The 14,593-nt window shown below is 32.0% G+C and carries 3 protein-coding genes; all 3 read left to right on the plus strand.

The window, feature by feature from the left end:
* Window positions 1-200: 200 nt before the first annotated feature.
* From J0383_RS19175 to J0383_RS19185, 3 genes are read left to right on the plus strand one after another with little or no spacing between them, the layout of a single operon-like run.
* A complete protein-coding gene (locus J0383_RS19175; protein ID WP_207295567.1) occupies window positions 201-5,744 on the plus strand; it encodes a non-ribosomal peptide synthetase in 5,544 nt (1,847 codons plus the stop codon).
* 3 nt (window positions 5,745-5,747) lie between these two features.
* Complete coding sequence (locus J0383_RS19180; RefSeq protein ID WP_207295568.1) at window positions 5,748-9,158, plus strand: non-ribosomal peptide synthetase; 3,411 nt, start codon at window positions 5,748-5,750, stop codon at window positions 9,156-9,158.
* On the plus strand, window positions 9,146-14,590 hold the full coding sequence (locus tag J0383_RS19185; protein WP_207295569.1) for a MupA/Atu3671 family FMN-dependent luciferase-like monooxygenase: 5,445 nt from the start codon (window positions 9,146-9,148) through the stop codon (window positions 14,588-14,590). Before J0383_RS19180 ends, J0383_RS19185 begins: the two co-directional genes overlap by 13 nt.
* The last annotated feature ends 3 nt before the right edge of the window (window positions 14,591-14,593 follow it).

The raw sequence follows: 14,593 nt of genomic DNA on the forward strand, positions 1-14,593 counted from the left end.
AAGAAATATTTGTGACAGAAAATATTATAATGCTAATCAAAATATAGATTTAGATAGTGTTTTTTTATGAAGAGTTAATAAAATTATGTCTACATATTAGATAGAATTTGTAGATATAAAAAGCACTTCCAAAATTATTTTAGGCATTCTAATAACTACTGTCTTGTAGATTATCAGTTTTTAAATAAAAATACCACACAATGCATCAAATAAATCAAAAAATTGCCAAAGAGTATTGGCATAAAAAAACAAGTAATATTGTTCCTCAGATAGAAAATTATTCTGATGTTTCTTCTATAAATCACATTAGTATTGATGCACACGATCTTTCCTATTTTTATAAACTCACAGCAGAAAATACAATCGCTGAATATACCGTTCTGATTGCATTATATAATATGCTTCTTCAGCGTTATTTTGAAGATTGCAATACAGTTGGTTCTAATATGATAATAGATTCAAAATCTCTAAATGTGTATTTTGAATTTGAATTAATTGAGAAAAAAACAATAAAAGAATTTCTTCAAGAAACTAGAGAAGAAATTCAGACCGTTTATAAATACGTTAGTTATTCTGAAGATCATTCTATTTTTTTAAATCCAGATGTAAATTATATTCCGTTTCAATTTCATTATGGGATTTACGAGAAACAACATGATATTGCATTTGGAATAATGTTTCATGTTGAAAAAGAGCTAAATAAGAATCTAAAAATATCTCTTGAATATTCTCAGCAAATTACTGATAGTAAAATTGCGACTCATTTTTTAACGAAATTTAAAGAATGGCTGATAAACTTAGAAATCAACATCGATATTCCAATTTTTGAAATTCCAGTTGTTTCAAATCTTGAAAGAGAAAATCTTTTAAATAAGTTCAGTTCTGAAAATTATGAGAATACTATTTCTTTAGCAGAAATAATTGAAAAACAAACCTATAAAACACCGGAAAATATTGCTGTTGTTTATAAAGAAACCGTTTTAACTTACCAAGAGCTTAATGATCAGGTTAATCAGTTTTCAGATTATCTCAGAAAAGAATATTTTATTGTAAAAGGTGATTTCGTTGGAATAAAAGTTGAAAGAACCGAAAAACTGCTTATTTCTATTCTGGCTGTTTTAAAAGCGGGTGGAATATATGTGCCAATTGATATAAATTATCCTGAAGACCGAATAGATTATATTGAGAAAGACAGTAATTGCAAATTAGTAATTGATGCTCAGGTTTATAATCAGTTTCTGGACAATCAAAATTGGTATTCAAAAGAAAACAATACACTCCATAGAGAATCATCTGATCCAGTTTACATCATTTACACTTCAGGAACAACCGGACGTCCTAAAGGAGTGGTAATTACCAATAAAAATGCAGGAACTTTTATCAATTGGGCTTCTCAGGAATTCAATAGCGAATCATTTGATATTGTTTTTGCTGCAACTTCACATTGTTTTGATCTTTCTGTTTATGAAATGTTCTACACCTTGTATGAAGGCAGAACGATAAAAATTTTAAACAATGCTTTAGAGATAGGTTCTGAACTGGAAAAGCATAAAAAGATTTTATTAAATACGGTTCCTTCCAGTATGCGTAGTATTCTGGAAGCCGGATATTCTTTGGAAAATGTAACTGTGATCAATTTGGCAGGTGAACCTTTTCCGGTAGACATCGCTAATAAATTAGTACTGACAAATGCTGAAATCCGAAATTTATATGGTCCTTCAGAAGATACTACGTATAGCACATATTATCAATTATCCAAAGAAAAAAAATATACATCATCAATTCCTATAGGAAAACCAATTACCAATACACAAGCTTATATATTAGATGACAATTTACAATTAGTACCAGAGGGCATTATTGGACGATTATATCTTTCAGGCGATGGTATTGCAGATGGGTACCTTAATCAAGCAGCACTTACTTCTCAAAAATTCATAGACAATCCTTTTTGCCTTGGTCAAAAAATGTACGATACTGGTGACTTGGCTAAATGGCAAGAGGACGGAAATCTAGCATATTTTGGGAGAAAAGACCATCAAGTAAAACTAAGAGGATATCGTATTGAACTAGCAGAAATAGAAAATGCATTATTGTCATTTTCGGATACGATTAAGCAAGCTGTCGCGGCTGTAAAGAAAAATAATGAAGAAGATGTTCTCGCTGTTTATTATATAGAGAGCGAAAAAAACAACAGAGTAGCGCTAAGAGAATATTTGGCAAAACAACTTCCTGCCTATATGGTTCCGTCTTATTTTGTTAAAATAGAGAGCGTTCCTCTAACGCCAAATGGAAAAGTAAATAAAGAAGCGCTTCCAGAAATTACAGACTCACTAATCGTTAAAAGAGATTATAAAGCGCCTGGAGATGAAATCGAAAAAGCACTTACAGAAATCTGGGAACAGGTTCTTGGAGTTGCTCCAATTGGTGTAAACGATCATTTCTTTGAATTGGGCGGACATAGTTTAATGATTTCACAAATCATTAATTTAATGTATAAAAAGCTCAATAAGAGTGTTTCGTATAAAATATTTTATACCAATCCTACAATTGAAGGTTTAAGAAAAGTATTGAAAACGGAAGTGTATTCACCAATTCCATCGGCAGATTTTAGAAACAGTTATCCTTTAACCGCTTCACAGCAGAGATTATGGATATTAAGTCAGTTAGAAGGTGGATCATTGGCCTATAATATGCCGTTTGTTGTGAAATTAACGGGTAATATTGATAAATATAAATTTCAAGAATCATTTCGATTATTAATAGAGAGGCACGAAATATTAAGGACTTATTTTAAAGCTGGTGAATCGGGAGAAATTAATCAGTTTATTAAGTCAGCTGCTTCTTCGTCTGATTTTGTGATTACTGAAGAAGATTTTTCTTCTGTACATAATCAGGAAGAAAAAATTCTGGAATATTTTCAGGAAAGAAATAACATAGCTTTCAATTTAGAAAAGTCTCCACTAATCAGAGCGTCATTAGTAAAATCAAAAGAAAACGAACATTTGTTTTTCCTTTCAATGCACCATATTATTGGCGATGGCTGGTCAATGGAATTATTGGTTTCTGAAATAGTAAAAACGTATAATGCTTTAACAGCAGGAAGTTTAATCGAATTACCAGAGCTCAAAATTCAATATAAAGATTATACTTTATGGCAGATTAATCAGAAACAGAATGAAAAGTATCTGGAATCTGAAAAATTTTGGCTAGAACAATTTCAAGGAGATATACCAATATTAAATCTACCAGGATTTAAGAAACGTCCGTTAATTCAAACTTACAACGGTACTACTATTAATCATAGTTTTTCAAAAGATTTTCTAAATAGATTAAAAATATTTTCTGCCCAGAATGATGTTACTCTTTTTATGACATTAATAACTGGTATAAAGTCTTTATTATATAAATATACAGGACAGCAGGATATTATAATTGGTACTCCAGTGGCAGGCCGAGATCATTATGATCTGGAGAATCAAATAGGATTGTATCTGAACACAATAGCCGTAAGAACATCTTTTTTAGAAAGAAATCCTTTTTTAGAAGCCTTAAATAGAGAAAAAGAAGTTTTGGCTTTGGCTTATGAACATCAGAACTATCCTTTTTTTGATTTGGTAAATAATCTGAGTTTAAGACGCGACCGAAGCAGATCAGCTTTATTTGATGTAATGATCGTTTTGCAAAATCAGAGACAAATTAAAAATCTTGCTCATGAGGAAAAAATAGCAGCATTAAAAGTTGAAAATTATCCGTTTGAAAGTAAAACGGCACAATTTGATATTAGTTATGCCTTTACAGAAAACGAAGAAGGATTGTCACTTAGTATTCAGTACAATACTGATGTTTATGATGAATTTCTGATTCAAAGGATGTTTCCCCATTTTGAAAAATTGATGGTGGAAGCAGTCGAGAATCCTGCCAAAACTATTGAAGAAATAAAATATATAACTCCTGAAGAAAATTACTTAGTAACTGCACAATTTAATGCATCTGATATTGAATATCCACAAGGCAAAACAATAACAGATCTATTTGAAGACCAAGTACTAAAAACACCAAATGCAACAGCTGTAGTATTTGAAAATCAAAATAATACATATTTAGAAGTTAATATTGATTCTAATAAACTAGCTGATTACTTAAGAAAAGAATATGATATTAAGCCAAATGATTTGGTGGGCATTAAGTTAGACAGAAATGAAAGATTGCCGGCTGTTTTATTGGCTGTATTAAAAGCGGGTGGAGCTTATGTGCCAATTGATAAAAATTACCCTAAAGAGCGAATAGAATATATTGAGAAAGATAGTAATAGTAAGGTAATTATCGACAACGATTTTTTACAACGTTATGATCTTGTAAAAGAAAATTTCAGTTCAGAAAATCTGCCAATTGTAAACAAAGAAACAGATTTAGCATACATTATTTACACTTCTGGAACAACGGGAAATCCAAAAGGAGTAATGATAGAGCACAGAAATGCGGTTGAATTAATTAACTGGTCTAAAAGAGAATATGATTTATCAAAATTCGAAATTGTATATGCAGTTACTTCATACTGCTTTGACCTTTCGGTTTATGAATTTTTCTTTACGCTTACAACTGGTAAAACGCTTCGTGTTTTAAAAAATGCATTGGAAATCGAGAACTATCTAAATGTTGATAAAAATGTATTACTAAACACAGTTCCATCTGTAGTTAGAAAATTACTGACAGATAAGGTTTCGCTGGATAATGTAAATGTTATCAATATGGCTGGTGAAGCACTTTCTGTAGATATTGTCAATCAACTTCCTTTAGAATCCATTGAAGTTAGGAATTTATATGGTCCATCTGAAGATACTACTTACAGCACTTGTTATTTAGTAACATCAAAAAAAGATCAGTCAGTTTCTATAGGCCGTCCTATATCCAATACAAAAATATGGATTTTGGATGAATTTTATTCTCCGGTTCCAGTGGGAGTATCTGGAAGTATTTATATATCAGGAAACGGACTTGCAAGAGGATATCTTGATAAACCAGATTTAACTTCGGCTAAATTCATAAACAATCCTTTTGCTGAAGGAGAAAGAATGTATGATACCGGCGATTTAGGGTATTGGCTTCCAGATGGAAATATTGAATTTCTAAAAAGAAAAGACGACCAGGTTAAAATTCGCGGTTACCGAATCGAATTGGGAGAAATTGAAACAGCAATTGCCAATTTTTCAGCATTGATTACTGCCGCTGCAGTTTTGGTAAAGGAAGAAAACAATGAGAAAACTTTAGCAGCTTATTATACAACATCAGGTTTGGTTGATAAAGCCGAAATAAGAAATTATCTAGGCAGCAAACTTCCTGAATATATGATTCCTAATTATTATATAGAATTAGAATCTTTTCCATTAACACCAAATGGAAAATTAAATAAAAATGCCTTTCCGTCTATATCTGGAAATGATGTGATTCACAAACAATATACTGCTCCAAAAAATCAAATCGAACAAGAATTGGTTGAAATCTGGCAGCAAATTCTAGGAGTTAATAACATTGGAACAACCGATGACTTTTTTCAGCTTGGAGGACACAGTTTAAAAGCCATGGAGCTGCTGTCAATCATTCATAAAAAATTTGATTTAACCATTAAGCTTGATACGCTTTTTTCAACACCAACAATTGAAAATCTTGCTGTTACCATTGAGAATACAAAATGGCTTCAAGAAGTAGATGATGATCAATCTGTAAACCACTTAATTATTTAATTTATGGAAACAATTGCATTACTTAAAGAATTAAGAGCAGAAGGAATTGCCGTAAAAATTGTTGATGATCAATTGAAAGTATCTCTTTTAAAAGAAGGGATAGCTAATGATATTGTCGAAAAAGTAAAAAATAATAAGTTCCAGATTATTGATTATTTGAAATCTATTGAGCAAGACAAATTTCAACATATTCCGCAGATACATAGTGCGGAAAACTATTCGGTATCAAATGCCCAATTTAGAATTTGGTTTGAATCACAGTCAAAAAGCGCTTCTCTGGCTTATAATATTCCGTTTGAATTAAAACTAAAAGGAGATTATGACAAAGTAATTTTAGAAAACAGCTTATTGTCTGTAATTAAAAGACATGAAATATTACGAACGGTATTTAAAGTCAACAAAGACAATGAATTAAAGCAGTACGTATTGTCTGCAGATGCAATAAAATTCAATCTGGAGTATAAAGACTTTTCTACTAGCGATAAGTTTTCTGAAGAAATAGAACAATATATCATTGCCTTAAATAATGAAGTTTTCGATCTGGAAAATGGTCCTTTGATTAAAGCTGCTCTTTTAAAATATCAAAGCGATGGTTATTATTTCTATTGTAATATGCACCACATAATTTGTGATGCATGGTCTATTCCTATTCTTAAAAATGAAATAGCAATTACCTATAATGCATTAAAAAATAACAATGAACCTTTATTACCAACATTACGAATTCAGTATAAAGATTACGCATCTTGGAGCATCGAAAACTTAAAACAAGCAGCTTTACTAAAACAGAAAGAGTATTGGCTTGATAAATTTTCAGATACAATTCCTGTTTTAGATTTGCCTCTTAAAAATATTCGTCCTGCTGTAAAAACGCATAATGGAAGTACTTTAAAAACCTATTTCGATAATCATACTGCCGAATTAATACAAGCTTATAAAAAGAATAGTACAGGTTCACTGCATATGATTATTGCAGCATCACTTCATGTAATGCTTTCTAAATATTCTGGAAATAACGATACGGTAATTGGAAGTCCTTTTGCAGCAAGAGAGAATATTGATTTGAATAATCAAATAGGTTTTTATACCAACACATTAGCAGTCAGAAATAATGTAGAAAAACAGGACTCTTTTACTACCTTTTTTAAGAAAGTAAAAAAATCATTGTTAGAAGCACATGCCAATCAACAGTATCCGTTTGAAGAATTGGTAAAGGAATTAAAATTGAAAAAAGATCCTTCTAGAACTCCTCTTTTTGATGTTATGCTGGTTGTTTTGTCTCAAGATAATACCGATGAAGAAATAAATGAGAACGCTTCAGATTATATAACGAAGGGAAAAAACAACACTAGTAAATTTGATTTATTACTATCTGTAGAGGAAATTGGAAATCATTTACAACTTACAATAGAATATAATACAGATCTATTTGAAGAAAAATTTATTAAGCAATTTATCGTAAACTATAAAAAGCTGATTAGTCTTCTTTTACAAAATCCTGACAAAAAAATAAATGAAGTAAATTACCTTGAAGGATATTCAGGAATTCAGAATTATGATATAAATACAGCTCGATACAAAAAGGACACGGTTATTGCATTTTTCGAAAATCAAGTAAAAATAACCCCAGATAAAACGGCTTTACGATATAATGATGTTGTAATTACGTATCGCCAGTTAAATAACTATTCCAATCAGATTGCGGCACATTTACGAGAAAATCATAATGCTGGACCAGGAAAAAACATTGGTGTTTTATTAAACCGTTCTCATTACAATGTTATTGCCATGATTGGTGTTATTAAATCAGGAGCATGTTACGTACCTATTGATAACAAATACCAAGATGACCGTAAAAATTATATTTTAAACGATGCTTCGATTAATCTTATACTTACTAGTTCAGATATTACATTTACTGCAAGTGCTGCTGCTGATTTAATATATCTGGATCAATTTAAATATTCAGAGGATATCGCTGAAAACCTACCCGTTTTAAATACACTAGAAGATGCCTCGTTTATTATATATACTTCAGGATCAACTGGAAACCCAAAAGGCGTAATTCAGACACACAAAATGTTGTCGAATCTAGTCCAGTGGAACATACATAATTCAGGTATTACAACCGGACTAAAACATTTACAATACACTTCATTTAGTTTTGATGTATCGCTTCAAGATGTGTGGTTTGTGCTAAGCGGTGGCGGAATGCTGTATGTTACGCCGGAATCTATGAAATTAGATTTTACCAGCCTTTCAGATTATATTTTAAACAATAAGATAGAAGTTCTTACATTCCCATTTTCAGCATTATCAGGTTTTTTCGATTTTGTTGATCAGAACTTTTTTGATGATCATCATTTAAAACACATCATATCATCTGGAGAGCAATTGATTATAGGAAACTCACTAGAAAAATTTCTTATCCAGTTTCCAGATGTAGTGCTGCACAACCATTATGGTCCTTCAGAAACTCATGTCGTTACCAGTTATTCGGTTTCAGGAAAAGAAGAGAATATATTAAATTATATGCCAATTGGAAAACCGCTGCCTAATACTACAATTCACCTTTTAGATGAGAATCTACAGCCAGTGCCTGAAAAGGTAATAGGCGAAATTTATATTGGTGGTGCGAATTTGGCAAAAGGCTATGTAAATCTGCCAGAATTAACCAAAAACCGATTTATTTCAAATCCATTTAATTCTTCTCAAAAGTTATACAAAACAGGCGATCTCGCTTATTTAGATTATTCAGGAAACATCATTTATCTGGGAAGAAACGATACTCAGGTTAAAATAAGAGGTTACCGAATTGAACTCGAAGCCATCGAACTTACGGTATATATGTTTTCAGATTTATTGGAACATTTAGTGGTAGAATCTAAACCTATAAACAACGAGAATGTACTTGTGGTTTACTACGTATCAAAAGAAGAATTGAATAAAAATGAAATCATGCATTTTTTAAAGTCAAAACTTCCTGATTACATGATTCCGGGATTCTTCGTTAAGCTTGAAAAAATACCATTGACCCTGAATGGAAAAGTAGACAGAAAAGCGCTTCCTGATGTTGATTTAAATATAAGATCATCAGTAGAATATGTCGCGCCAGTTACAGAAACAGAAAAACAATTAGCTGTTATCTGGAAAGAAATTCTGCATGTAGAAAAAGCTGGTGTAACGGATAATTTTTTTGAATTAGGCGGACATTCTCTCAATATCGTAAAAATGATTTACAAGATCAATGAAGTCTTCGGAATCAAATTAAAAATAAAAGATGTCTTTACTTTTCAAAATATACAAGAACTAGCAAAATCAATAGATGATGAAATAATTTTTAATAAAGGCATCGCAAATACGATAACAGTAGAAGTTTCTGCTAACCAAAACACAGAAATATGGGAGATTTAATGCTTAAACAAAGACTAGCCCGCTTAATCCAGAAAAAAGTAAGTTTTGAAGTGTCACAAGACAAACTTTTGGTAAAAGGCGATCTGGCTGTGCTAAACGAAGAAGATAAACAGTTTTTAAAAGAAAATAAACAAGAGATCATTTCCTTAATTGAAAATGCATCCAGTGAAATTTCTTTGGTAAAAAATACCAATAAAGAAGACAGAATACCACTTTCTTTTTCGCAGCAAAGTCTTTGGCTTTTAGATAGAATCAATAACGGAAGTTCTCATTATAACCTTACATCGGCTTTTAAATTAAAAGGCAGATTGGATTACAAGGCCTTAAATAAAGCTTTTACAAGCATTATCGAAAGACACGATACGCTTCGTAGTACCTTTTTTGTAGATAATTCTGGAGAACCTTTTCAAAAAATACAAAATGTAGAGAGCTTTACTATTGTTCCTGAAGAATTTGATACAGCTGACAGCACTATCGAATCCCAGCTTTTTGAAAAAATTGAAGAAGAAACCAATAAAATATTTGATTTAACTCAAGATCTATTAGTAAATGTTAGACTTTTTAAAGTAAATGCCAATGAGCATTTCTTAATTGTAACGATGCATCATATTGCTTCAGATGGATGGTCAATTGGAATCTTCGTTAATGAAATCAGTATTCTTTATAATAGCTATTTAGAAGAAAAAACAAACGCACTGCCAGAATTAACCGTGCAGTATTCTGATTATGCAATTTGGCAGAGAAAAAGATTGCAGGGCAAGATTCTTGAAAAACAAATTGATTATTGGAAAAATCTGCTGGCAGATTTACCAGTAATTCATAATCTTCCTTTAGATAATCCGAGACCATTTGTACAGACTTTTAATGGAAGTACCTATTATTCTAAAATAGAGGCAAAAACTCTAAAATCGCTATACAGTTTATGTAAGGCAGAATCAGCTACTCTTTTTATGGCTATTCACGCTGTGTTTAGTGTTTTATTAGCCCGATACAGTAATGCAAAAGATATTGTTGTAGGCACACCCATTGCTAACAGAGAAAAAGCTGAAATTGCAGGTCTGGTAGGATTTTTTATGAATCTTATAGTACTACGCAGTGATTTGTCGCAAAATCCAAGTTTTATCGATTTACTGAGACAAAGCAAAAAAATGCTGGAAGAATCATATGATTATCAAGAACTTCCTTTCGAAAAATTAGTTGAAGAACTCAAAGTGAAAAGAAATTTAGGGCACAGTCCTTTGTTTCAGGTTTTACTTTCGCTTCAGAATAACGAACAAGAGCAGGTTGCATTAACAGATTTAACTTTAGAAACGGTCACTTATAAAAATACAAGAAGTGCTAAATATGATCTCAGCCTAAATATTATTGAGATTTCAGGAGAACTTTCGCTTTCATGGGAATACAATACAGATCTTTTTAATGAAGAAACCATTGCTCGTATGGCGGGACACTTCGACACATTATTAAATTCTGTATTAGTAAATCCGGACGAAAATGTTTTTAAAATCAACATGATCAGCGATAAAGATGCGGAAGATATATGTAAACATTTAGATGGAGAAGTATTAAATCTCACCGATGTTGAAGAGACGAACAGCCTTTTTGAATATCAGTTAAAAAATAATCCAGATAAAACCGCTGTAATCTGTGGTGGCGTATCATACACTTATAAAGCATTAGGAGAAAAAGTTGATTCGATTGCATCTCATTTAGTACAAAACGGAGTACAAAATAGTGATCGTGTTGGAATTTGTCTGCTTCGCAGTATCGAAATGGTTGCTTCAATTTTTGCATGTTTTAAAATAGGAGCGGCTTATATTCCACTTGATCCTGTTTATTCTTCTATTCGATTGAACCAGATCGTAAAAGATGCTGAGCCCAAGTGCATTATAACACATTCTGCTTTAAGAGAATTATATTTAAAAGAGATGTATGAAGATTTTATATATCTTGATAAACTTGATTTAACTGTAAATGATAAAGTGGTAATAAACTGCCATGATGAAAATACAGCTTACATAATTTTTACATCTGGTACAACAGGAAAACCAAAAGGAATTGAAGTAAGTCATGCCAATTTGAAAAATTTCTTAAAAGCACTCGATATTTCTTTTGGAACAGAAACGAGACAAAACTGGCTTGCACAAACAAGCATGAACTTTGATATTTCTGTTTTAGAATTAATCTGGACGATTTCGAGAGGGCATCAAATTGTTTTACAACAGTCAAATCCTTTCAAGCTGCTTTCTTCAGACAATATCTCACAAACTAAGAATCTGGACTTTAGTATTATGTTTTTTGGCGCAGATAAAGAAAACGATGCCCAGAAATACAATTTACTTCTCGAAACAGCAAAATATGCAGATAAAAATGATTTTACTGCGATTTGGACGCCTGAAAGACATTTTGGCGAGTTTGGAGGCTTATTTCCAAGTCCATCAGTTTTAGGTTCTGCTATATCTGTTTTAACAGAAAAAATAAAAGTACGTTCCGGAAGTGTCGTTCTTCCCCTGCACGACCCAATTAGAGTGGCAGAAGAATGGGCTGTTATTGATAATTTGAGCAATGGACGCACAGGAATTAGTATTGCATCTGGCTGGCATCCAAACGATTTTGTTTTTTCAAATTCAAATTATGAAGCGCGTCATATTGAAATGCGTGAAAAAATTACTGAACTCAAAAAACTTTGGGAAGGACATTCTGTGATAAGAAAAAATGGAACAGGCCAAGATTTTGAAATTACAATCAGACCCGAACCCATACAAAAACAATTGCCACTTTGGATTACCGCAGCCGGAAATCCAGAAACTTTTAAATATGCAGGAGAAATTGGAGCAAATGTACTTACACATATGCTTGGCCAGTCCTTAGAAAAATTAGCAGAAAACATTGCAGTTTATCATAAAGCACTGAAAGAAAATGGTTTTACTGTAGAAGATAAAACAGTTTCATTGATGCTGCATACCTATATCGATGCTGATCAAGAAAAAGCCGCAGAGATTAGTGAAAAGCCATTTAAAGAGTATCTAAGATCGTCCATAAAATTAATGGAACCTCTTGCACACGAATTAAGTCTCAATATCGATACACAAAGTGATGAGATTATTGAATTTGCTTATCGAAAATTCAGCAAAGAAAACACACTTATTGGTAGTGTCGAATCCTGCCAGAAAATGCTGCAAAGTATTCAAAATATAGGAGTTACTGAAGTAGCATGTCTTGTAGATTTTGGTGTTGAAAACGAAAATGTACTTTCAGGGTTGAAAAACATTGCTAAAGCAAAATCACTTTACCACAAACAAAATGAGCTTAGAGATTTGTTAAATATAAACAATCAAAAAAATGAATTAGAACTTATTGATACTTACAAGGTTACTCATGTTCAAATGACACCTTCGCAGTCTAAGTTAATCCTGGATTTATACAATCAAGATAATTCAAGAGACATTTCTTCTGTAGAACATTGGATGATAGGAGGAGAACCTTTAAACCAAAACTTGATCGACGGATTAAGCGAGATTACAAATGCGAAATTATACAATATGTACGGCCCTACAGAAACAACCGTTTGGTCTGCATGGAGAGAAATTCGTAACGGCAATTTTAAAATTGGAAATCCAATCTTAAATACAAAATTATTGCTTCTTAATGAATTCGAACAGCAGGTTCCTCTTGGAGTTGTTGGCGAATTGTATATCGGAGGATCTGGAGTTTCAAAAGGATATTACAACAATTCAGAACTTACTGCGAGTAGTTTTAAAAAACTAAAAAACAAGCAGGCAGATACTATCAAATTCTATAAAACGGGAGATTTAATGCGCTTAAATCCTGACGGAACTTTTGATTATGAAGGAAGAAAAGACAATCAGGTAAAAATTAATGGTTACAGAATTGAACCTGAGGAAATTGAAAATGTAATATGTAAAATCCCCGAAGTAAAGGATTGTAAAGTTGTACCAATTACTGATGGTAATACTACATATTTATCTGCTTACATTGTTAAAGAAGAAATAGTATTCGGAAACTATAAAGAGCTTCCTGTTCAAGAGCAGGCAAAAGCATTTAAATTTCCTGACGGAAGCACCGTTTATCATCAGTCAAACCGACAGCTGGCTATGCTTTACAAAGAAATATTTGAAGATGAAATCTATTTCAAACATAATATTTCCATACCCGAAAATGCGGTAGTAATAGATGCAGGAGCTAATATAGGATCATTTAGTATGCATGTAAATCAAAAGCAGCCAAGTGCCTTTCTAGTCGCTTTTGAACCAATCCCCCAGATTTTTTCAGGATTAAAACAAAACTTTGAACACCGCAATATCAAAGGTCGAATCCTGAACTACGGAGTTTCTAACAAAAAAGAAAATGCGACCTTTTATTACTATCCTGAAATGGCAGGTATGTCAGGAAGGTTTACAGAAAAAGAAACTATTGTAGATGCTGTAGGCGGTTATGTGAAACATGATAAAACAGTTCTTTCACAAAACGCTAATCATTCAAATGAAGATGTTATTGTAAAATCTTTTTATGAAAGTATTGATAGTGAAGGTGAAATGAATGACGAATTCAAAAATTACCTGAATTCTCTATACGAAGCCAAAGAAGTAGACTGTCAGCTTACCACAATCTCTGATGTTATCGATGATCTTAAACTTGAATGTATTGATCTTCTTAAAGTAGACGTAGAAAAAAGCGAATGCCTTGTGTTAGAAGGTATACGAGAAGAACACTGGGCAAGAATTCACCAGCTTGCTATTGAGGTAGATGGAGATTCTAATCTTGACAGTATCGTAAAACTTTTAAAGAAAAACGGTTATCAAATACAAATTGACGAATTGGCAATGAGTGATTCCGATACGATCAAAAATGAAAATACCTATATGCTTTATGCAATAAATGACGATCGTAAAAAAACACATAATAGCATTGAAAGACAATATTCGGCGCCACAAGTCAACGAATCATTTGTTCGAAACTATTTAAAAAATATGCTCCCGGATTATATGAATCCTAAAGACATTGCTTTTGTTTCCTCAATTCCTTTAATGGAAAACGGAAAAGTAAATCTAATAAAACTTAAAGAGCTTAAACCTAAGAAAGCAGTACAAGAGAATACAGTAAAACTAAACAATCAGGTAGAACAGGATATTTATAGTCTTTGGTGCGAGGTTTTAAAAAAGGAAAGTATTCCTTATGAAGTCAGCATTTTTGAAGCTGGAGGAAATTCAATAGAAATAGTACTGCTTCATGAAAAACTTCAGACCAAGTTTAATATAAGCTTTTCATTGGTAGAACTTTTTCGAAACCCAACTATACAGCAGCAAGCAAAACTAATCCAGAATAGTAATCCAATTGAAACTAATTCATCTCAAAAAGTCCTTGACAAAGGAACATTGAGAAGAAATGCCCGCACCAGCAGAATTAATTGATAT

This window comes from Flavobacterium endoglycinae, assembly GCF_017352115.1.
Lineage (GTDB): Bacteria > Bacteroidota > Bacteroidia > Flavobacteriales > Flavobacteriaceae > Flavobacterium > Flavobacterium endoglycinae.